Source organism: Thermoprotei archaeon (genome assembly GCA_038881895.1).
Taxonomy (GTDB): domain Archaea; phylum Thermoproteota; class Thermoprotei; order Gearchaeales; family WAQG01; genus JAVZOV01.
The window spans coordinates 132,164-154,811 of the sequence record JAVZOV010000001.1 but is presented as its reverse complement, the minus strand read 5'-3'; the positions used below and the strand labels follow the sequence as shown (position 1 = coordinate 154,811).

25 protein-coding genes and 1 tRNA gene are annotated in these 22,648 nt (G+C 38.1%); 14 read left to right on the top strand and 12 right to left on the bottom strand.

Translation table 11 applies throughout. The features are described 5' to 3' along the window. Positions 1 to 3: 3 nt before the first annotated feature. The 6 genes from QW128_00835 to QW128_00810 form a co-directional block, all read right to left on the bottom strand. Complete coding sequence (locus QW128_00835; GenBank protein ID MEM3832133.1) at positions 4 to 789, bottom strand: phosphate ABC transporter ATP-binding protein; 786 nt, start codon at positions 787 to 789, stop codon at positions 4 to 6. 5 nt (positions 790 to 794) lie between these two features. Then, a complete protein-coding gene (locus QW128_00830; GenBank protein ID MEM3832132.1) occupies positions 795 to 1,619 on the bottom strand; it encodes an ABC transporter permease subunit in 825 nt (274 codons plus the stop codon). Beyond that, a complete protein-coding gene (gene pstC, locus QW128_00825; GenBank protein MEM3832131.1) occupies positions 1,620 to 2,528 on the bottom strand; it encodes a phosphate ABC transporter permease subunit PstC in 909 nt (302 codons plus the stop codon). It abuts the gene before it with no gap. An 11-nt stretch (positions 2,529 to 2,539) separates the two neighbouring features. Continuing rightward, positions 2,540 to 3,712: a phosphate ABC transporter substrate-binding protein PstS gene (gene pstS, locus QW128_00820; GenBank protein MEM3832130.1), complete on the bottom strand. Its 1,173-nt coding sequence runs from the start codon at positions 3,710 to 3,712 to the stop codon at positions 2,540 to 2,542. A gap of 163 nt (positions 3,713 to 3,875) precedes the next feature. Continuing rightward, the gene (locus QW128_00815) at positions 3,876 to 4,535 is read right to left on the bottom strand and encodes an MBL fold metallo-hydrolase (protein ID MEM3832129.1); all 660 of its coding nucleotides are present in this window, start codon (positions 4,533 to 4,535) and stop codon (positions 3,876 to 3,878) included. 75 nt (positions 4,536 to 4,610) lie between these two features. Next, a tRNA-Asp gene (locus tag QW128_00810) sits at positions 4,611 to 4,701 on the bottom strand. Between the two features lie 353 nt (positions 4,702 to 5,054). Here QW128_00810 and QW128_00805 point away from each other — a divergent pair. Genes QW128_00805 through aspS form a run of 3 tightly spaced genes read left to right on the top strand, consistent with a single transcriptional unit; the run spans position 5,055 to position 7,167 of the window. Continuing rightward, entirely contained in the window at positions 5,055 to 5,357 is a 303-nt protein-coding gene (locus QW128_00805; GenBank protein ID MEM3832128.1) for a hypothetical protein, read from the top strand. Positions 5,358 to 5,367: 10 nt separating this feature from the next. Continuing rightward, positions 5,368 to 5,856 carry a hypothetical protein gene (locus QW128_00800; GenBank protein ID MEM3832127.1) on the top strand — a complete coding sequence of 163 codons (489 nt, stop codon included), beginning with the start codon at positions 5,368 to 5,370 and terminating at the stop codon, positions 5,854 to 5,856. Between the two features lie 15 nt (positions 5,857 to 5,871). Next, a complete protein-coding gene (gene aspS, locus QW128_00795) occupies positions 5,872 to 7,167 on the top strand; it encodes an aspartate--tRNA(Asn) ligase (GenBank protein MEM3832126.1) in 1,296 nt (431 codons plus the stop codon). Positions 7,168 to 7,190: 23 nt separating this feature from the next. Here aspS and fen read toward each other — a convergent pair whose 3' ends face one another. Genes fen through QW128_00765 form a run of 6 tightly spaced genes read right to left on the bottom strand, consistent with a single transcriptional unit; the run spans position 7,191 to position 12,384 of the window. Further along, the gene (fen, locus tag QW128_00790; protein MEM3832125.1) at positions 7,191 to 8,222 is read right to left on the bottom strand and encodes a flap endonuclease-1; all 1,032 of its coding nucleotides are present in this window, start codon (positions 8,220 to 8,222) and stop codon (positions 7,191 to 7,193) included. Continuing rightward, positions 8,212 to 8,445: a hypothetical protein gene (locus QW128_00785; GenBank protein ID MEM3832124.1), complete on the bottom strand. Its 234-nt coding sequence runs from the start codon at positions 8,443 to 8,445 to the stop codon at positions 8,212 to 8,214. Before QW128_00785 ends, fen begins: the two co-directional genes overlap by 11 nt. A gap of 9 nt (positions 8,446 to 8,454) precedes the next feature. After that, positions 8,455 to 10,653 (bottom strand): CDC48 family AAA ATPase, encoded by a 2,199-nt coding sequence (locus QW128_00780; GenBank protein ID MEM3832123.1) that lies wholly within the window; start codon positions 10,651 to 10,653, stop codon positions 8,455 to 8,457. A 37-nt stretch (positions 10,654 to 10,690) separates the two neighbouring features. Then, the gene (locus QW128_00775) at positions 10,691 to 10,963 is read right to left on the bottom strand and encodes an elongation factor 1-beta (GenBank protein ID MEM3832122.1); all 273 of its coding nucleotides are present in this window, start codon (positions 10,961 to 10,963) and stop codon (positions 10,691 to 10,693) included. Between the two features lie 12 nt (positions 10,964 to 10,975). Beyond that, positions 10,976 to 11,173, bottom strand: coding sequence for a zinc finger domain-containing protein (locus QW128_00770; GenBank protein ID MEM3832121.1), 198 nt, complete (start codon positions 11,171 to 11,173; stop codon positions 10,976 to 10,978). Between the two features lie 32 nt (positions 11,174 to 11,205). Beyond that, on the bottom strand, positions 11,206 to 12,384 hold the full coding sequence (locus QW128_00765; GenBank protein ID MEM3832120.1) for an NAD(P)/FAD-dependent oxidoreductase: 1,179 nt from the start codon (positions 12,382 to 12,384) through the stop codon (positions 11,206 to 11,208). A gap of 110 nt (positions 12,385 to 12,494) precedes the next feature. On the opposite strand from QW128_00765, the gene pth2 reads away from it, so the two are divergent. The 11 genes from pth2 to QW128_00710 all read left to right on the top strand — a co-directional run bounded on the left by pth2 (position 12,495) and on the right by QW128_00710 (position 22,548). Continuing rightward, complete coding sequence (gene pth2, locus QW128_00760) at positions 12,495 to 12,857, top strand: peptidyl-tRNA hydrolase Pth2 (GenBank protein ID MEM3832119.1); 363 nt, start codon at positions 12,495 to 12,497, stop codon at positions 12,855 to 12,857. A 211-nt stretch (positions 12,858 to 13,068) separates the two neighbouring features. After that, on the top strand, positions 13,069 to 14,121 hold the full coding sequence (locus QW128_00755) for a glycosyltransferase (protein ID MEM3832118.1): 1,053 nt from the start codon (positions 13,069 to 13,071) through the stop codon (positions 14,119 to 14,121). 417 nt (positions 14,122 to 14,538) lie between these two features. After that, positions 14,539 to 15,693 (top strand): thiolase domain-containing protein, encoded by a 1,155-nt coding sequence (locus QW128_00750; protein MEM3832117.1) that lies wholly within the window; start codon positions 14,539 to 14,541, stop codon positions 15,691 to 15,693. A 10-nt stretch (positions 15,694 to 15,703) separates the two neighbouring features. After that, positions 15,704 to 16,885 carry a thiolase domain-containing protein gene (locus QW128_00745; GenBank protein ID MEM3832116.1) on the top strand — a complete coding sequence of 394 codons (1,182 nt, stop codon included), beginning with the start codon at positions 15,704 to 15,706 and terminating at the stop codon, positions 16,883 to 16,885. Position 16,886: 1 nt separating this feature from the next. Next, a complete protein-coding gene (locus tag QW128_00740; protein ID MEM3832115.1) occupies positions 16,887 to 17,396 on the top strand; it encodes a Zn-ribbon domain-containing OB-fold protein in 510 nt (169 codons plus the stop codon). 5 nt (positions 17,397 to 17,401) lie between these two features. Beyond that, on the top strand, positions 17,402 to 17,872 hold the full coding sequence (locus QW128_00735) for a Zn-ribbon domain-containing OB-fold protein (GenBank protein ID MEM3832114.1): 471 nt from the start codon (positions 17,402 to 17,404) through the stop codon (positions 17,870 to 17,872). Continuing rightward, positions 17,854 to 18,534: a transposase gene (locus tag QW128_00730; GenBank protein ID MEM3832113.1), complete on the top strand. Its 681-nt coding sequence runs from the start codon at positions 17,854 to 17,856 to the stop codon at positions 18,532 to 18,534. Before QW128_00735 ends, QW128_00730 begins: the two co-directional genes overlap by 19 nt. A 43-nt stretch (positions 18,535 to 18,577) precedes the next feature. Further along, positions 18,578 to 20,167 carry a type II/IV secretion system ATPase subunit gene (locus tag QW128_00725; protein ID MEM3832112.1) on the top strand — a complete coding sequence of 530 codons (1,590 nt, stop codon included), beginning with the start codon at positions 18,578 to 18,580 and terminating at the stop codon, positions 20,165 to 20,167. Positions 20,168 to 20,176: 9 nt separating this feature from the next. Continuing rightward, entirely contained in the window at positions 20,177 to 21,055 is an 879-nt protein-coding gene (locus QW128_00720; protein ID MEM3832111.1) for a type II secretion system F family protein, read from the top strand. Positions 21,056 to 21,057: 2 nt separating this feature from the next. After that, positions 21,058 to 21,927: a type II secretion system F family protein gene (locus QW128_00715; GenBank protein MEM3832110.1), complete on the top strand. Its 870-nt coding sequence runs from the start codon at positions 21,058 to 21,060 to the stop codon at positions 21,925 to 21,927. A 177-nt stretch (positions 21,928 to 22,104) separates the two neighbouring features. After that, entirely contained in the window at positions 22,105 to 22,548 is a 444-nt protein-coding gene (locus QW128_00710) for an archaellin/type IV pilin N-terminal domain-containing protein (GenBank protein ID MEM3832109.1), read from the top strand. Positions 22,549 to 22,648 lie beyond the last annotated feature (100 nt).

Genomic DNA, 22,648 nt, shown 5'->3' with positions numbered 1-22,648 from the left:
TTTTTAACCAATTTTTCCCAGTACATATTTTTCTGTAAGCTCGTTTTTTGGGTTTGTGAATATTTTGCTGGTCAGTCCCCATTCTATGATTTTTCCTTGATAAAGGAATGCTACGTAGTCTGAGACTCTAGCAGCTTGTTGCGAATTATGCGTAACTAGAACTATAGTTATATCATTTTTTAGGTTGATCATAAGTTCTTCGATTTTCCTGGCTCCGACCACATCTATCATTGACACTGGCTCGTCCATAAGTAATACATCTGGTTTTAGAGCTAAAGCCCTAGCAATTACTAATCGTTGTTGCTGTCCTCCTGATAGCTTGCCAGCCTTCATCTTTAAGTTATCTTTTACCTCATCCCATAAGACGGCTTTTCTTAAAGCGTCTTCGACGATTTGATCGATTTCTTCTCTTTTTCTTGCTATCTTATTGGCTTTTACTGCGAATGCTATATTGTCATAAATGCTCATGTGAGGAAATGGATTTGGTTGTTGAAAGACCATACCGATTCTTCTCCTAACTTCTGTTGCAGGTATTTCGTAAATGTTTTTTCCATCGAGAAATATTCTGCCCTCGATTCTTGCATCAGGATTAAGTTCGATTAACCTGTTAAAAACTCTCAGTAATGTTGATTTACCAGAACCTGATGGGCCCATGATTGCAAAAATTGTATTTCTAGGTATGCTGATATTTATGTTCTCTAGTACATGAATCTCTTTGTACCAAACATTACAGTTCTCTACTTTTAGTATAGGGTTATTAATTTCAATTGGCGGGTCATCTTCGCCCATCTTCCTCATCTCCGTGCTACAATAATTTTACTGAATATGAAAATGATCAAAATAATTAACATGAGCACAAATGCTGCGCCCCACGCAACTGTATGCCAGTTTTCATACGGACTAAAGGCATAAACATATATTAAAACTGGGATTGCTGACACCGGGCTAGTTGGTGATGTTAAATAGAGATTGAATGACGTAGTTGTTGTAAAGAGAAGCGGTGCAGTTTCACCTGCAATTTTTGCAAGACCTATAAGAAAACCTGTAAGTATACCGCTTTTTCCAGCACTGATTAATACTCTGATTACGTCCTTAGTTGTGAATCCAAGAGCATATGAAGCTTCCATAAACTTTTCTTTAGGAATTTTAAGAGACTCTGAAACTTGTATAGTGACATATGGTATCATAATTATTGAAAGAGCTATACTACCTGCGATCGCTGAAGCTCCAAAATTTAATCCTACAACAACTACAAGGAAAACTGTAATACCTATTATGATTGTTGGGAATTCCACCATAATTTCAACTAAAGCTCTGCCGAATTTAGCTAAAAATGATCTAGGATTAAGAGCCATGTATATTCCTGCAAAAAGACCTATAGGTCCAGCTATTAACGTTCCAATACCTACCATAAATAGTGTTCCTTCAAGTACCGTGCCTATGCCACCAATACCTTCTCCAGGCAGAGGAGGTGGTTCTATTAAGAAAGCAATTCCACGCTGAATTACTACCGGCAACCCATTTTTTACTACATCAAAAAGAATCCAAAAGAATGGAATAAGCACTATGACTGTCCCAATACCTGTAAGAAACATTATTAGTATGTCTCTGAATCTCATTTAATCACCTCTTAATATAATGAACTTTGTGATTGTGATCATAAACATTCCTATGATAAAAAGTAAAAGAGCTAAAGCAAAAAGCGCTGAGGCTTGAAGTGATGGATAATATGCTGATCCAAATTGATTGACTATTAGTGCTGGTATGGTGTATCCTGGAGCAAGGATGCTTGGTGTGATATTTAACACATTGCCGACCGTGAGAGAAACAGCAACAGTCTCGCCTATTCCACGTCCAAAGGCTAATACAAGAGACCCAACTATGGAACTTTTAGCATACTTGATATTAATTTTTATTACCTCCCATTTACCTAAACCTAGAGCATAAACACCCTCTTTTATGTTCTCAGGAACCTGAGCATAAACCTCTCTTATTAGAGATGAAGCAAATGGTGTTACCATTATACTAAGTAATATGCCTGCTAAAAGAAAGCTCGGCCCATAAGGTGGTGTTGAGAATAAAGGTATCCACGAAAAATTCTCATACAACCATCTAAAGAACGTATCTTTTAATAGAATTGATAGTTCATAAAGCCCCCAAAATCCATATATCACTGTAGGGAATGACGCCATCAAATCCGTAACATTTATGAAAAGAGGTCTCATTTGCTTGGGGGCGTATTCATTTAAAAATATTGCTAATGATAATGAAAGAGGTAAACTAATAACAGTTGCTATTGAGACAACAACAATACTACCATAAATAGCCGCTAAACCACCGTAAATGTCACGAGTTGGGTCCCACACACTAGAAGTGTATACAGCAATACCCTTCTTGAAAAATACATCAGAAGCTGCGAAAACTAAAGAAATTATTACACTACCAACCAAAAGAAAAATCAGAAAAATAGGTAGAGAATACAAGTATGAAAAATTAATTTTATTTGAGTTTATTCTAAAAAAGTTCATTTCTATCACTGTTATGATTTTGTCTGTAACATTGTATAAACCGGTTTACCATTAACTGTAATCTCATTTAATCCATTATTTATTACATAATTAATTATATTGTCAGGTAATGGTAGATAACCATTCAGAACACTTTGTTGATGTGATAGAATATACTTAAGGAAGAGATACAACGCCATGGCTTTATTTTGATCTTGATAATCTTTCTTAATAATTAAATAACTAAATGATACTATCGGATAGGCATTTTTTCCGGGAATGTCCAATAATAAGCTAGAACCGCTTGACCAATCTTCAGTAGGTTTTGGTAGTTTAGAGAGATCTACATTATTCAGCGCAGCTATTACAGTATCCTTTGTAAGTGGCACAAAATATCCATCGTGATTCTTTAACCATGCTGTCTGAAGATTATTAAGTATTGCATACTGATACTCTACATAGCCAATAGAATACTTATTTTGCACAACATAAGCTGTTACCCCTTCGTTTCCCTTTCCTCCCAAACCATTTCCTAAACTATCAACAGGCCAATTAACAGTATAGCCAGCTCCAACGTTCCATACATCGCTAGCAGCTTTTTGCAGATAAAGCGTGAAAACGAACGTCGTTCCGCTGCCATCACTTCTATGAACGGCTATTATTTTTTCATGTGGGAAATGGAATCCAGGATTTATACTAGCTATTGATGAATCATCCCAGTATTGAATCTTTCCAGTATATATTTTTGCTATGACTTCTGCGGTCATATTTAATATACCAGTGAAGCTTGGTAGATTGTATACCATACCTATTGAGCCAACAACGTCTGGGATAGTTATAATTGCTCCATATCTTTGTACTGCTTGATTCCATAAATCATTAGGAAGTGGAACATCGCTTGCACCTATATCATATACTCCTTGCAGAAAACGTGACGCGCCTGTACCACTACCAACAGAATCATAAGTAACACTTATCGAAGGATAATCGCGAGAGAAATCTTGTATCCACTTCTGCATCTGAGGATTTACAAACGTAGAACCTCCCGCTCTTATTGTTGCTACTACAGCACTAGTTGTAGTACTAGACGTATTAGGTGTCATATATCTTGCATATATAATACCTGTGACCACTACTATTAGAATTATGATTATACCTATATAAATTATTTTCGTAACTGCAATTTTTGCTTTTCTATTTTGCAATATTTCTCACCGATTATCAACAAAAAATTAATCAAATAAATATGATGAATGAAATCTATATAGTGATATATAATTTTTTGTTTTTGACTCCTTCAGTATTTATACTATAAAAACTATGAGAGATGAAACCTAGCCTTAAAAATAAAAAAGTAAGTTATTTTGGTTAATGCTCTTTTTGAAGTATTATTACTTCTACATTTTTTACTAATCCTTTAAATCTGTTAGCGTCTGAGATACTACCTACGATCGACCCATAGTGCATTGGTATAGCAACTTTTGGTTTAATGGTTTTTACGGCTTCGGCGGCCTCATCAGCAGTCATTACATAAGTTCCACTTACAGGAATTAATGCAATATCAGGTTGTAGATCTTTCATTTCAGGTATTAAATCAGTATCTCCTGCATGATAGATCTTCACTCCATCAAACATTACAATATAGCCAACTCTCCCATCTTCTTTAGGATGGAATACTCTCCCAGGGCTCCTAAACTTATTTACATTATATGCAGGTATTGCATTGATCTCTATGTTCTCAACATTTATTTTATCACCAGGTTTAACTAGCTTTATCTCTTTTACTTTTAATCCTTTTAAGTCGTTACCACAAATTGAGGGCGCCACGATTACAGTATGCTGATCAGCAATTTTCTTAATATCGCCAATACTCATGTGATCAAAATGCTCATGGGTTATAAGAATTATATCAGCTTTATCTCTACCCGAAATCTCATAAGGATCAAAATAGATTACTTTACTGTTTTTTAACCTAAATGCATCGTGACCAAGCCAACTAATCTTTACGTTACCATAAGTGTATGGCATCTGTTCTCATTAATATATTCTCACTGGCAATATTTAAACTATCTTCCAGAAGACTTTATACGATATGAGAATGTGTGGCGCCCCGTCCGAGATTTGTTCGCATCTACTTTGAACTCGGGCCTGGCGGGTGACAGCCGCCAATGCTACCGGGCTGCACCAACGGGGCGCCTAAAAGAATGAATATTTTAGAAGATTTAAGCATTTCTACCTGTTATCCCTAATTCGTTCGTCATGTATTAAAAGACGGAGGAGTACAGAATTAAAGTATTGTTGAAGTGAACAAACATAAAATATCAAGCACAAGACCAAGATACCTAGAAAGGCAATGAATGACAGATCAATGAAAACTTTAGAAGCAAGAATCTCCTGACTTCAGTCGCGGAGAGTGTCAATGTTCTTTATCACAAAAAGTTTAAGTTTTTGCTTCTCTATTGTGATATTAATTTTTAGATTGAGTTTCGATATCTTTTTTAATATAGTGTTGATATTTTTAGTAGTAGCATGTGAGGCGATAAAACGATGTCCAAGGAAAAAGTAATTGAGATCGGAGAGCTTGATACAATGGAATATGTAAAAGAGATATTATCATATCTTCATGAGGGAATAAGTGATGTTACTGTGAGAGGTACTGGGTTTAATATTTCAAAAGCAGTTGATGTTGTCCTAATTGCGCGCAACAAATTCATGTCAACATTGGTAGTAGAAGGTATTAATATTGGTACAACTTATGTAACATTGTCAAGTGGCAAGACTGTACCAAGAAGCTGGATCAGTATACATGTGAAAAAGGAGGTGGCAGGGACTGAAGGGCCCGGTATGTAAAGTGTGCGCAATGAGTGGTGTGTTATGTCAGGTAGATGAGGAAAGATACAGAAGTGGTTTGGTTAATGATGACGATATTAATCTTACTAAACACCTTTTTCTAATTGAACATCAATATCCCGAACTTAAGGATCTTATCTTTCTCAAAAGTTATAGAGTAAAAAATATAGATGGGGGAGATGTTATTATTGTTTTAGTTCATCATCCTCAACTACTCAACAGCTTATTTTTATCAACTCTTTCAAAACAGTTAACTAATAAAATGGGTGTTGATGTAAAGGTCGTCGAGCAGTCTAAGAATATAAAGAAGATGATTTCTCAAATTCTTGATCCTGCACAAGTATATGGCGTTAGTATCATGTGGCTTCCTGATGGAAGTGTTGAATACGATGTAATGATACATAAGAGAGAACTGAGAAAAGTCACCATTGATTTAGAAGATCTGAGAAGAGTTTTTAAGGATATGATTCATGAGTCTATAAGATTTACTCTAATATAAGTGGAGAGGATTAATGTGAGAAGAGAGAGAACGTTAATATCCGAAATACCAGAAAAGGTTGGTTCAAACGTGACTTTATACGGTTGGGTTCATGAAGTACGAGATACTGCTAAATTTATTTTTATTATACTAAGAGATCGCAGTGGTTTTGCTCAGATCACGATTCCTAAACAAAGTAAACAGGAATTGACTGAAATGGCATTAAGACTTCATCATGAGGATGTGATAAAAGTTCAGGGAACTGTAGTTAAATCGGAGATTGCAAAACTGGGTTACGAGATTATGCCAAATAATATAAAAATTCTTTCAAGAGCAATTCATCCCCTCCCTCTTGATGTCGCTGGAAAAACACCAGCTGATCTAGACACAAAGCTTGATGCGAGATATCTCAGTCTACGATTGGCAGATAATCAAGCTATTTTTAAAATTCAAACTACAGCACTTATGGCAATGCGAGAATATTTGTGGAGAAATGGGTATATAGAGATGATAAGTCCACGTATAATAGCCTATGCTTCAGAGGGAGGAGCAGACCTTTTTACTGTTGACTATTTTAATAAAAAAGTTTTCTTGGCGCAGAGTCCTCAATTATATAAAGAAATGCTGGCTGGTGCTTTTGAAAGAGTATTCGAGATAGGCCTGTTTTACAGAGCTGAAAAATCTAGAACAACTTACCATTTAACTGAATTTGTTTCCGTTGATGTAGAGGAAGCTTTTGTGGATATGCATGAGATTGTTGAAACGCTTGAAAACCTAGTAAAATATGTCATAGAGAAAGTTAAAGAGAATAACAAAAAAGAGTTAGAAATACTAAACCATAAACTACCCTCAATTAACTCATCATTCAAACGCATCACATATGATGAGGCAGTAGAAATAGTAAAAAGCAAAGGAATCGAGATGATTTGGGGTGAGGATTTCGGAACCCCTCAGATGAAAGCTCTCGGTGAAGAATTTGCCTCACAATTTTATTTCATAATTGATTGGCCTTCACAATTAAGACCATTTTATACTAAACCAGACCCCAGAAAACCTGAAGTATGTAAAGCGTTCGACCTAATTTACGAATGGTTAGAGATAGCATCAGGATCTGAAAGAATCACAGATAAAGATTTATTCATGCAAAACCTCTTAAAAAGAGGTCTCAATCCAGCAGACTTTGAAATATTCATAAAATACTTAAGCAGTGGTGCACCACCACATGCTGGGTTTGGATTAGGATTATCACGATTAATGTTAACATTGACAGGTAAAAAGAACATTAAAGAGGTCACAATGTTTCCTAGAGACGTTGATAGACTGATACCTTGAATAAAGAATTTTCCCTACTCTAATTAAAACCATTGATCAAGTCCTGTCTGTTTTGTGGTTTTCTTTAATGACTCTTCAACCTTATTCAATGCTTTCTCAACACGTTCCAATGAAAAGTCATGTTCTTCTACTAATATTTCGATCACTTTACTTCTATCGATGGGAGACCACCTTAGCGTATAATTATCAGTAACAGCAGGTTTTAAGAAGGCTTCTCTAATGATTTGGGGTGAAACTGGAAAATGCGCTTCGGGCAAACGCTTCAAAGCATCTTCTAAATTACCGAATTGTTTAATTAGGTTATAAGCGCGCTTAGGACCAATTCCCTTTATACCATCAGGATTGTAATCTGTACCTATTAATATAGCTATATCTATCAACTGTTCTCTAGTAACCCTAAGTTGTCTTAATACATCGTCGAGGTACACTAATTCAGGTTGTACTTCTACGTATTCTTCGATTCTAGGTAGCTTACGTTTACCGCTTATTGTTAAATTTCTAACAAGTCTTGGCGCTCCATAGAGAAGAGAATCATAATCCTGGCTTGCTGATGCCCATACATCACCCTTCATGGCAAGATAAGCAGCCTGAGCTTCGCCCTCTGAAGGAGCTTGAACCCATGGAGTGCCCATTGCATCGAGCAATTTCTTTACCTCATCAACCATATCCTCCTTTAACCTAGCCGCCTGCATGGCATACATTTTCGCGGCTTTAAGATCACCAGTCTGTAATGCTTCTTCATACTTTTTAATCGCTTCTTCTTTTAGTGATTTTCTTCTAGCAATCTCCATTTCCTTTATTTCAGGTGGTTTTCCATCAAAAACGTACGCAGGTTTTATGCCTTCCTCCAGTAGGTTTATGGTTCGATAAAATATTCCGCTAAGATGACTTGTTATACGCCCGTGAGAATCCATTAAAGGTGTGCCATCAGGTTGTCTGATAACAGTTAAGAATTGATACAATGCGTTATAACCATCGATCGCAATACTTTTATCTCGTAATTGTTGTAATGTTAATGTTTTTCTTGTTATTAAATCTCCTAAATCAACCCCCATTCTCTTTACCTCCCTTAATTGCTATAGAGAAACCATCTTTCTGTGAAGCAACTTGTATAACATCGAACATTTCTAACTTCATTAACGCTTTATAAAAATCCTTCAAGGTAAAAGTTTCTCCCAATTCTGCCTTAATCATTCTCAATAGCTCTTTATCTGAAACAACCCTGCTGCTATTCTTCATTAATATCTCAACAATTGTTGTTTCAAGTTGCATAGACATTGTGACCACCTACATAAAACTTATAGGCGATGGTTTTGAAGCATATAACTGACGAGCTTTATTAACCCAATTAACATAATAGTTCACAATTTGTTCATTGATTGACGGTTTAATCTTATTCATGGCCTCAATAAAGTGCTCCATTTTCACTACAGCAGTGTTCATGTCCTCTCTTAACGCTGAGAACGCAGCCTCCCTTACCAATGCTTTCAGATCAGAACCGGTATAACCTTCCGTTCTCCTCGCTATTTCTTTTAAATCTACATCAGATGCCAACGGTGTTTTTCTTGTGTATATTTGTAATATCTCGATCCTTTCCTCCACATTAGGAGGATTAACAAGAATAATCCTATCAAATCTTCCAGGTCTTAAGAGTGCAGGGTCGATAAGATCAGGTCTGTTAGTGGCCGCAAGCACAAAAACGTAGCCTCCATTTCTAAATCCATCCATCTCAGTAAGCAATTGACTTAAAACTCTCTCACTCACACCCTCATCTGTATTTGCTCCTCTAAATGCTCCAACGGATTCCACTTCATCAAGGAACACGATACTAGGTGCTCCCATTCTAGCCTTTCTGAATACCTCTCTTATTGCCCTCTCTGATTCGCCAACCCATTTGCTGTATATTTCCGGACCGCTGATAGAAATAAAATTAAGTCCGCTCTCAGTAGCAATAGCCTTGGCAAGCATCGTTTTTCCTGTACCTGGAGCACCAACGAGCAAAATACCACGTGGCGGCTCTATGCCCATTTTCTCATAAACATGAGGATATTTAACAGGCCAAATAAGAGATTCCTCAAGTTCTCTCTTCACGGATTTAAGACCACCTATGTTACTCCATTTAACGTTCGGCACTTCTACGTATACTTCACGTAATGCGCTAGGCGTTATCGACTTTAAGGCATCCATAAAGTCCTGGTTCGTTACCACTGCTTTTTCAAGTATTTCTACAGGGATGTGATCAAGTTTAAAATCAATCTGCGGGAAGATTCTCCTTATCGCTCTCATAGCAGCTTCTCTACTAAGTGCAGCTAAATCAGCACCAACAAAACCGTGAGCAATCTCCGCTATCTTCTCCAAATTTACATCGGGAGCCAAAGGCATTCCTCTTGTGTGTATCTTTAGTATTTCTAGACGCCCTTGTTTATTTGGTACTGGAAATTCTATCTCCCTATCAAACCTTCCAGGCCTTCTAAGAGCTGGGTCAACAGCATTAATCATATTAGTAGCTCCTATTACAATAACATTACTTCTAGGTTCAAGACCATCCATAAGTGCTAGCAGCTGCGCTACAACCCTCTTCTCCACCTCGCCAGTAACCTCACTTCTTTTAGGAGCTAACGCATCAAGTTCATCGATGAAGATGATCGATGGGGCATGCTGTTTCGCACTCTCAAAAATTTCCCTTAATCTAGCCTCTGATTCACCGTAAAACTTACTCATGATTTCAGGACCATTAACGGAAATAAAGTATGCGTCAGTTTCGCTTGCAATTGCTCTGGCCAATAGAGTCTTGCCTGTGCCAGGAGGACCATAGAATAATATACCCTTCGGCGGTTCTATTCCCATTCTCTTAAATAATTCTGGATATTTCAGTGGCAACTCTATCATTTCTCTAACCTTTTCTACTACTTCTGTTAGCCCGCCTATGTCCTCATAAGATATGTGCACAGTCTTGCTTAACACACCAGTTTTTCTTGTCATTACCACGTTTGTTTCCTCAGTTACCACTACTGGTCCTTTTGGTTTTGTAGATACTACCCTGAAATATTGTGACATTCCTGGTATTTGGAATATGTCATTTTCAACGAACGGTCTTCCAATTATCTTCTTTTTAACATACTCAGTTATCTGTTGTAATGCTTCAGGATCTAAAGGTTGTTGTGTTGCGATCTTTACTGAGATTGCTGGATTAACTGTAGCAGGCCGAACTACAACCATTTCTCCTAAATTTACACCAGCATTCTTTCGTATTGTATACTCAATTCTGATTAAGCCTGAACCCTCATCCTCAGGGTATGCTGGCATAGCCATTGCAACAGTCTTGTTCTTACCTTCAAGTTCTATGAAGTCTCCACTACTTATATTAAGTCTTTCCATATCTGCTCTTCCGATCCGTGCTCTGCCTTTGTATAAGTCTCTTTGCTTAACCTCCGCTACTCTAAGCGTGATTTCTCTCCTTTCTTCAGTTAATTTTCCTTCAGACATGACTTAAAAAAGACCCTCCCAAATTCCATATATGAAATTAGTGTTCCAAAGATATAAACTCTACATCGACCTGCTCAACGCCTTGAATGGAGGAGATTGCCTCCTCCACCTTGGTAGTTCCTCCTTCATAATCATCAGGCATTGAAATATAAACATAAAGCGCATTGAGACCGAAGGCCACAGGTTTAACATCAAATGCTCTTACAGTAGTACCTATTGGTGTTCGCTTTTTAATCTCCTCCTTCAATTTCTCAAGATCCACATCGATATCGCTCGGTAAAATTCTGATCACGACTATAATGCTCCCCATGCACCTCACTCCTTATGGTCCCTCAAAACCACATTTAATGCACTTATACCTTATTGATAGTTTTCTACAATGACTACAACGCCATATGATGGTTTCACCACAATTCGGGCATACAAACTTAACACCCTTATCATACGGTGCTATAGGTCTCCTACAAGAAGTACACCTAGGTAGTTCAATAACAAATGTTGTCTCACTAGTTGTCGCCATATCCGCTCAAGTTAAATTCTACAAACTAGGATTTATACTTCTCTTTTTAATTTGTACAAACTTGACAAAAATCGAAACCAAGTTAAGTAAAAACGAGGATCCTTAAACAGATTCTTCAACAAACTACTCTGATAATCTTGATCACCATTAATAAATACTGATGCCAGATCATTCCTGAACGCAATATCAGCTAACATGGATAGAATTTCATCAGGTAAACGATTAAGCATTCTCCTAATGAATAACATACTCCACATCTCCCTCTTTAACATCATATTGCAAACACGCTCATAATCATCTAAACTTGTTAAACCACTCAACGTTAATGCAATAATGTTACCAGCAATACGACCACAACTAGTACCAAAAAGTATACCGCCACCAGTCGTAGGTTTTACCTGCCCAGCTGCATCACCAACCACCACAACATTCCCATAAACCAACCTATCTAACATACCACCAGTTATCACAACACCAGGATAAACATCAAGAGTCTTTAAACCTCTTAAACCGAGCACCGTCCCCTCAAAAAACTTAAGGGCAGACCACACATTAATTTTTCCAGCCAAACCAACTAACACTCTCTCATTACTTACAGGCACTACCCATGCAAAAAAACCAGGCGCTATTATCCTTGAAAAATGCATCTGCGCAATATTAGGATCCACCTCATCAACTTCTACCAAATGCTGAGCAGCCGGCAATCTCCCATTAGGAGGCTCATAACCAAACTCACTGAGAAGCAGAGCAGCAGAACCAGAAGAAGCAACAACAGCATACCTTCCTGAATGCACAAATTCACCATCACTCGAATTAGCTATTACATCCACACCAGTATCGTACATCCTTATTTTCCTAACATTTCTACCAAAGTATATTTCAACACCTTTTTGCAGAGCATTCTTTGCCAATAACTCCTCAAACATTACTCTGTCAAGAACTGCTGTCTGCGGTTCTTTAAAAATAACAGAAAACCGTTTCCTATTATTAACATAGACATCAACACCATTAAGCAAGTTCTTTATAGACTGTCTAGCAGGTTCACCTACAATTTTTACACCCCTCAAACTCAATAAACCAGTACAATGCCGAGGCCTACCTATCTGCCTATGCTCCTCTAACACTACCACCCTAAGCCCGGCCTCAGCAGCCGCGATAGCTGCCGAAAGACCAGCTGGACCAGCACCAACAACAACCAAATCTGTCCGCAAAGCCACAAAACAATAAGACATTCACAACTCTAAAAGTTTATCTTACAGCATTTTCCGTGAAATTTAAATTAACCAAAATAGAATACAGTAATGTGACATCCAACCAGAAAATAAAGGAAGCCACATACAAGCAGGTTATCATCGTTAGAGCTGATTTGAAAATGGGTAAAGGAAAATTAGCTGCACAAGTAGCCCATGCAGCAGTACTAGCAGCAGAAATCTGTAGAAACACAAGACCACTATGGTACAGAGAATGGATGAGCGAGGGTCAGAAAAAGATAGTTGTCAAAGCAGACAACCTTAATGAACTACTTAGAATAAAAGAAATCGCTGAAGAAAAAGGATTGCCCAACGCCCTCATCCAAGACGCAGGATTAACGCAACTAGAAACAGGCACAATCACAACCCTCGGAATAGGCCCCGCTCCAAAAGACCTACTTGACCCAATAACTGGACACTTAAAACTCCTGTAACTCTTTCATCCTAAAATGTGAGACTTTCAGTTCGATCATGACTAACCTAAGACTAAAGCCCGTGACGCTAGATTCTACTCAAATATGATCAACAGAAGAGAGCTTCTTAACCTTGTAGTAATCTTTCTTCTTTGACCTTAATACGCAGTTTATGTGAATAGTTTCATGAAATACTAAAAATTTAAATTATTCACACTCTTAGGTTTTATGTATGAAAGAGTTAATTTATGCTTCCAGTAATATAGGTTATGGTCATGTTTCTAGAGACGTGGCAGTATGTACGAGCTTAGATGAGATAGGAATAAAACCGATTTTTATCGGTGGTGGTACTATCCGTAAATTTGTTGAAAGTTATGGTTTTAAATTTATCGAATATTATGGTGAACCGTTGCTAACTACTATGAAGGGTAAAGTTGTTAATGTATCTTTGTGGTATTTGAGGTATTGGTTGCGGTATCGCAAAAGTTTCGAATTGTTTAAAAAACTGTATAAAGAGCTAAACGCGAGATTAGTGGTCTCTGATGAAGACTTTATTGTGCTTGGTAACGCTCAAAAGCTCAATATACCTACAATACTCATCACAGATCAGCTCAGCGTAGCTTTCGCTAAAACAAAGGTAGCTAAATTTTTTGAAGAGAGAGTTCATAAGTGGATGCAGGAAAGAATATCAAATTCTTTAAAAGTTATCGTACCCAGTTTTAAATCTGAATTTGATTATCCTAGCGATAATGTAGTTTATGTTGGTCCTATTGTTCGCGATACTAAACGTAATAAAGATGATATTAGGAAAGAGCTTAATATAGCTGATTACGAGAAATTGATTGTGATAACTGGTGGTGGTAGCAATCTTGGGAAACACATGATCCTAAGAATTATTAAGGAAGTATCATTACTCAAAGGCGATTATAAGTTTTTTATTGTAGGAGAATTTAATAATAAGACTAGACATGATAGCAGATTTATTATGAGAAATTTTGTAAGGGACCTTCATGAATATATTGCAGCCGCAGACCTTGTTATTTCGTTGGCTGGAAAGAGTACGATCGATGAAGCGTTGGTTTATGGCACACCGATAATTGCTATACCAATTAAAAATCATTTCGAACAAGAATACAACGCTACTAGACTCGGTTTTTCTTATGAAGACCTTTATAATATAAGGAGTTTAGTTGAAAAGATGGTTGGGAAGCGTAGAGAACCATTAACAAATGACGGTAAAAAGAAAACCGTCAAAGAAATAGTGGATGTATTGACTACGATCTAACAGTTCTTACTATAACTCTGATCGTCATTCGTTTGCGACTAGGTTCAGGAATTCTTGCATATAATTCTCTTAGATACTTTTAACGAGAATGAAATGTTTAAATTTGAGAACTCAATAATATCCCTTTCTATGATAACGGTCTAATAACCTTTTTTCATAGAACGGAGGGTTCTAATCTTGTTCAAGATAGATAAGGTTCTGATCACTTAACACCCGCAGATGAAAGATGTAAACTCAAATAAATGTGGAAAACTAATGAGCCTCAAGGAGAACCTTTGCATTTCAGGACGAAAGGTGATCAAGGTCATTCTCTGTTATTATAAGTGTATTTAACTGTAGACTTTCTTGTTGAGTTTCTGTGAGTTTTTGGTAAAGCTTATCTATGTTGACGAATAGTTATTGTTGAGGTGATTAACGCTGTATGATGTTGGCATAATAGGTGTTGGGTATTATGGCTTTAAACCAACAACCCCCGAAGTTTCTTTCAGAGAAATGATGTTTGAAGCTGCATCCAGAGCGTATACTGATGCGGGTGTTGATGATCCGAGGAAAACTATTGACGCTTTTGTGACTTGTGAAGAAGATTTTTGGTCCGGAATTAGCATTTTTGACGAGTTTACACCGGATCAGCTTGGTGGAGTGTATAAACCAGTATACACCATTGCTGGTGATGGTTTGGTTGGGTTAGCCTCAGCATACATGAAAATACGCACTGGATTGTTTGACATCGTGATTGTTGAAGCCCACAGTAAAGCCAGCGAAATCATCACACTCAATGATATTATTAACTTTGCATACGATCCGATTTACAATAGACCGTTAGGTTTGCATCCATATTTTCTGGCAGGTTTAGAAGCTACTAAATATTTGCACAGAACCGGCGGTTCGAGGCATCATCTTTCTTTAGTCGTGGAAAAAAATAAAACTAATGCCCTTAAAAATCCTTTAGCTAGTTATGCATCCAAAATTACTGCCGAAGATGTTGATAAGTTAAAACCAGTGATAGAACCGCTAAACTCTCTTGACATTGCTCGACCTGTTGACGTAAGTGTTGTCGTGGTACTGGCGCGTGGTGATATAGCTAAAAAGTTTACTGATAAAATCGTATGGATTGATGGCATTGGTTGGGCTACTGAGAATCCTAATATAGAAAACAGGATTTGGGGCCACGCTACATATACAAGAATTGCAGCTAACATGGCCTATAAACTGGCTGGTATCAAGAATCCGTCAAGAGAGTTTGATATGGCTATTGTTGATGATAAATTTAGTTATAAAGAATTGGAGCATATAGAGGCTCTTGGATTAACTGGAGGTAACAATGTGCTAAGATTGCTTGAGGATGGAGAATTTAGCATCAAAGGCTCACTACCTGTTAATCCACACGGTGGCGAATTAGGCGTTGGTTGGGCATTAGAAGCGTCTGGATTAGTTGCAGTACTTGAGGGAGTTTATCAACTAAGAAATGAAGCAATAGGTAGGCAAGTCCCTGCAAAGAAGATCGTCATACAATCTTGGAGAGGGATTCCTACTACAACAGGTGCTGTAGCTGTGTTAAGTAGTGATAATTAGGGGTGATCCTATGAAAACAAACATTAATGTTAAGAACAGAGTGGCAATTGTTGGTGCTGGGCTCACATTATTTAGAAGACGCATGTTAGATACTCCTAAAGAGCTTGCATGGGGAGCTGTGAAAATGGCTTTGGAAAGTGCCGGACTTGATATAAAAGATGTGGAAGCTGTAGTAATAGGATCTGCACCCGACGCATTCGATGGTGTTCACATGAAAGGAGAATACTTAAGTGATGGTTCCGGTGGCATTGAGAAACCAACCATGAGAGTTTATGTGGGTGGTGGGACTGGCGTGTTCACTCCTATCGCAGGCTGGTGGCATGTAGCATCTGGCTTGTTTGATGTGGTTATTGCTGTTGCTGAAGAAAAGATGAGCCCTGCACAACCTCATCCTCAGTACGTATTCAAACACATTTGGGATCCAATAATCGAAAGACCGCTCAATCTCAATCTGATTTGGATCTTTGCCATGGAAATGCATAGTTATATATACAGATATAATATAAAGAAAGAGGACGTTGCGCTAGTTAGTGTAAAGAATAAAGCCAATGCCCTAAATCATCCAGCTGCCCAAGCCGCAGGTAAAATTACTGTAGACGATGTATTAAAGAGCGAGGTTTTAGTCTGGCCTGTTCAGAGACTTGACATAAGCCCAGTCAGTGATGGTGCTGCAGCAGTCGTCATGGTGTCTGAAAAGATCGCACGCAGACTCACAGACAGCCCAGTTTGGATTGAAGGTGTTGGTTGGGCACTCGACTCAACTCATTGGACTAACAGGGATCTCTCATATCCTAAATACTTAGAGGTCGCGGCTAGGATGGCATACAGAATGGCTAACATTGAAAACCCGAGAAAGGAGATTGACGTTGCTGAAGTTTACGATCCCTTTGATTATAAAGAACTACACCACATGGAGGGATTAATGTTAGCCAGAAAAGGCGAAGCCCCAATCTTAACAAAAGAGGGTATAACCCAAAGAAATGGAGACCTTCCAATAAATCCTAGTGGTGGGCTTTTAGGTGTCGGTAATCCTATTGCCGCTGCCGGTTTAATGAAGGTCGCTGAAATATTCTGGCAATTAAGGTATGAGGCAGGAAAAAGACAAGTGAAAAAACCCGTGTATACAGGTTTAGCACAAGCATGGGGTGATCTGATGCAGGTTGGCACTGTTATTGTAATGAGAGGTGGATGAAATGACAAAAGAGGCTAAATTATATGGTCACGGATTAAAAGAGGATGATCTCAAACGAGTAATTCTAGTAGAAGATAAGTCATCTGCAAAATATTCGTGGTCGGCTGGAACAGCAATGAGCAGATTTTTGCTTGAACTAAAAGAAGGCAGGATAATCGGTAGAAAATGTAACAAGTGCGGCAGAATACTCATACCACCAAGAATGTACTGCGAAGCATGCTTCAGACCTACTGATGAATGGGTTTATGTAAGAGATGTAGGAAAAATAACAACAGCCGTAGTAAGTTACATATCCGCAGACAGGGCCAAATTAGAAAAGCCAGAAGTTATTGGTGTGATAGAATTTGAAGATGCTCCAGGCTCAGGAATCTTCCATAGATTAAACATAAAACCTGAAGACGTGATTAACAGAAGTGCGTTCGGAATGAAAGTAAAGGCTGTATGGAAAACAAAAGAACAGAGAACAGGAAGCATCACCGATATCGAATATTTTGAGCCTGTTAAGGAGTGAGCCCTATGAGCTCGGAGAAGCTCATTAAACCCAATGAGATAATACAATGGTTCGGTGACATGGAAGTAGACAGTTACGTTTATACAGTTGGAGAAGCAGGAGAACGATTCTTTAAAACACTTAAAGACAAGGGCCTTCTAATCGCCTCAAAGTGTGACAAATGTGGAAATAAATACATACCTCCCAAAACATTTTGCGAAAATTGCTTCAACGAGATCAAAGACTACATCGAAGTAGAACCAGTAGGAACCGTAGAAACATATACTGTTATACACATTGATAAAGACGATAAACCAATATCTCCACCAATAATAGTTGCATTCATCTCATTCGATAACATTAAAGGCGGACTCATTCACAAACTAAAGGTCAATGTTGATGAGCTCAAAATCGGTATGAAAGTTAAAGCAAAATTAAAGTCTGAAGATCAAAGAAAAGGAAACATAAACGACATCGAATATTTCGAAAAAATTTAAACACTTCCATTTTTTATTTTAACTTTAACTTTAACGTTCAAAGAGAGCCTAAAAATGTTGTAGGCTTAGATGTTGGAATAAAACACTTTCTCACGGACAGTGACGGAAGACAAATAGAGAATCCGAGATTCTATGAGAAAACACTTAGAAGGATAAGAGTTCTTCAGCATTGGCTTTCAAGGAAAAAGAAAGGTTCAAAGAATCGAGAAAAACAAAAAATAAAGCTTGCCAAAACCTATGAGAAACTCGTAAACCAGAGAAACGACTTCCTACACAAGCTTTCAAGATTCTACGTGGATAACTATGACGTTATTTGTGTTGAAAAACTAAACATAAAAAATATGGTTAGAAACCACAACTTAGCCCAGAAGATCCTTGACGCTTCTTGGGGAAAATTCCTTCAACTACTCGAATACAAGGCTGAAAGCGCCGGTGTTCGGGTGGTGAAGGTGAACCCAAGAGGTACATCTGAAGGGCTAAGCTATGAAAATCCCTATAGGGATTGGATATCGGCGAATAGAATAAAAATGAGGGGAGGGGGCAGCCCTGATTCGCCTGCCGAGATGGAGGCTCGCCGGGAACTAATCCGTGTTCCCGCAAGCCTCATCGTTGAAGCAGGAAGCCCCTTGCGAAAGCGAGGGGTAGTTCACATACATTTATAAGGTTTTTTGATCATTTTATAATAAATAGAGCGGAGGAACCGAAATGGTTAGTATACTTAAAATTCTTAAAGTCTTCAGAAGACCAAAGGAAGAAAAAGTTACTACTAAAGAAACTCTTACCAAAGAAAGTATAGAGAAAACACTTCCCGAAAATTTAATCATGAAAGATTTCTACAGTGTTAGAAAACCTTACGCTCACGTTGGCATTATGTTAGAGAAGGAGACAGGTAAACTCATATACTACATCATCGAACCTATTCTAGACAAAGAGGAGACAAACGCTTTCAATCTAATTCGAGAAATTATCAGAAGCGAAGATATCGACATTCCACTCGACATACTCAAAGACAAAAAATCAATCGAAACATACTTAAGAAGAAGAGTCAGAGAAATTGCAAAAATACACAAGATCAAACTCAACAAAGATAGGTTAAACAAGATTATTTATTACATTATTAGGGATTCAATAGGCTATGGCAAACTAGATGTTATAATGAACGATGAGATGGTAGAGGACGTTAGTTGTGATGGCGCTGGCATCCCCATTTACGTGTGGCATAGAGTTTACGAATCCATGCCTACTAACATCATCTTCAAAACAGTTGAAGAAGTAGAGTCCTACGTTGTAAGACTAGTTAGTATGTCAGGACAACAAATCTCCGTAGCGAGACCAGTCGCAGAAGGCATGCTTCCGGAAGGTTTTAGACTTCACGCTCTACTAAGCGATGTTTCAAGAAAAGGATCATCCTTCACGATCAGAAAATTCTTCATTGAACCGCTCACAATCATTGACCTCGTTAAATCAGGCACAATCTCTCCAGAAGCAGCAGGCTACTTCTGGCTTCTCATTGAGCATAAACGACCAATCTTCATTGCCGGTGCTATGGCTTCAGGCAAGACCACACTACTGAATACGTTACTTTCCTTCGTTCGTCCTGAAATGAAAATAGTCACTATAGAAGAAACACCTGAATTGAATTTAGTCCATGAAAACTGGGTCTCACTAGTCGTTAGACCTGCACACCAAGTCGGCGTCCAAGAAGTTGCACTCTTTGACCTCCTTAAAGCCTCCTTAAGAATGAGACCTGACTACATAGTAGTCGGCGAAGTTAGAGGCGAAGAAGCATACACATTCTTCCAAGCAATAGCCGTCGGACACGGTGGACTTTGCACAATCCACGCAGACAACATCGATTCAGTCATCAAAAGATTAATCTCCAAACCCATGGACGTCCCACTACAACTAATCCCCATGGTTAACTCCCTCGCGCTTATGGGCAGACTAAAACATGGCGACACAATCATAAGAAGAATCTTGGACATAGAAGAAATCGTAGGAATCAATGAAAAAAACGAGGTCATCTTCAACCAAGCCTTCCAATATGACATGAAAGAAGACACAATAAAATTTACAAACAAAAGCATCATAGCAGAAAGAATAGCCAAATTCTTACAGATAGACCCCTCAATGCTATTCGAAGAAATTAAAAAAAGAGCCAGCATCATCGAGTGGATGGCAAGGAACAACCTAAGAAGAAAAGAAGACGTTGCAAAGGTAATAAGAACATATTACACAAGACCAGATGTAATCATGGAACATGTCCGCCTAGACTTAAAAACACTAACAATATAAGTGATCACAATGAAGATAAAAAACAACCTTGCACACTTCAGCTACAACCTAATGAAAAACATAGCAGACCCCCTCTCCAAAAAACTCGAATTCTACGAAAAATTCGCATACTCGAAATCCGGAATCCCAATATACTTCAAAGTCTACATTAGCGAAATGCTGTTTATCGCAATCATAGTCTTCACCGTCACGCTCATAATATCTCTCCCAATACACTTCATCATCTACGAATACTACGCAATACCACTCTCACTCATACTAGCCTCAACAGCATTCAGCACTACAATAGCTATCATGTATTACTACCCCATCTACAAAATGAACTCAGAAAGCAGAACCATCAACTCAAAATTCCTAGAAACGTCAACACTCATGACAGCAATCACAGCCTCCGGCATAACCATCGACAAAACAATAGAAACAATCGCAAAAATCACCACCATAAAACCCCTACGTTTACTCTTCCTCAGATTCCTCAGAAACAAATTCATACTAGGGATGGACACAATCTCCGCACTAAAAGAAATAAGGGACACCTCACCCTCCATAAATTTTTCACTATTCCTAGACGGCTTAGCAAGCGTATCGTCAACAACCAGTGATATACACTCCTACTTACTCGGCGAAACAACAAGGCTACTAGAGGAAAAAAGAGAACGCCTAAAACGGCTCGTAAGCTCACTCGGCATTATCGGGGAACTGTACGTATCGCTCATGGTAGTCTTCCCCTCAATCCTAATTATAATGTTATCCCTAATGCTAATGCTCGGTGGCACAATAGCGGGAATGCCACCATTACTACTCATCACAATACTACTCTTCATAGTAATGCCGCTGGGCGCAATAGCCATAATCATAATCACAGACAGCATGCTCTCGGAGGTATGAACATGAAAAACAGAACACTAAAAACTCTCACAAAATACACAGAAAAGAAATACCTAACGCTCCTAAGCACTTCAATAATCATAGGAATAAGCATAATCCTATACGCACTACTCTTCATAAAACTTGATCTCATCAACGGCATACCAACAAACAAATGGGCATACCTAACAATCGGACTCGGAATGCTCATCGCGATCGCACCACAATCAATAATCAACTTAATAAGACAGAGAAGAACACGCCTAATCGACAGAGAAATTCCACTAGTATTCTCAGAGCTCTCCGACGGCACAAGAGCAGGACTCACACTCATACAAGCCATAGAGAGGTCAGCAAAACTCGGCAAAACACCCCTAAGAAACGCCCTAGCACAAACAGTAGCAAAAATCAAACTAGGACTAAACATCGAACAAGCACTAGACATCACAGCCAAAAAACTCGAAAGCAAGTTCTCCACACACTTCATAGAAATCCTAAAGCAAGCACTCGAAAGCGGAGGCAACATAACAGAAACACTAAACACATCAGCCAAATTATACAAAGAACTACTACTATTCAACGAAGAAAAACGCACAGAACTTAAACCATACACGTTCATAATATACCTCAGCTTCATAATCTACCTCATCATAGCCTACATAACAGTAAACCAATTCATACTAACACTAACAAAAAACCCAAGAACAGGATTCATCGCGTTCATAAACCCAAACTTTTACTACGCCATATTCTTCTACACATCACTAATGCAAGCCATCTTCGGAGGACTAGTAATAGGCAAAATAACCGAAGGAACCACAAAAGCCGGACTAATACACACAACAATCATGACAACAATACTCCTGACAGCATACCCACTCATAACAATATAACACACCACATAAAAACAACACCCAACACAAACAAAGAAGATACGAGCAACAGACAAGGAAAAACATAAACACAACACAAAAAAACCAAAAAACATACAAAAAGACAACAAAAAACATACATCAAAACACCATAAAAAAAATAGACTTATATACCTCCAAAAATATAATGAACGTGACATGCCTAAAACCCTGAAAAAGAGGGCAATATCACCAATCATAGCAGCACTAATCCTCATACTAATAACAGTAGCAGCAGGAGTTATAGTATATATCTGGGCAACAGGCTACATAGGAACACAAATCGGAGGGCTCTCAGGACAAGAAAACTTCGTAATAACAAAAGCAAAATATTATGTAGTCAGCAGCACCAATTATTTGGATGTTACAATACTCAATCAAGGATCCTCAGCAATCAATGTTACTTCTGTGAAGGTATATTATGCTAATTACACCAAAGTTAAAGCTACAAATACCACCAGCTTTCCCACCATCGTCATCAATCCAGGTGCGACAAGTACGCTAAAAGTACCATTAAATAACCCCTTGGCTAAAGGAACAGACTATGTTGTTGAGGTTACGACTGTTAAGAATAATACTGCAATACTTAGGTTTACTGCATGATAAGGGTGTGTCAATGGTACAACGGAAAATAATATTAAATATTTTTTTATTAGCAGTGTGATCATGTCTTACAAAAATGGGATTCTGCTTTTTGGAAGAG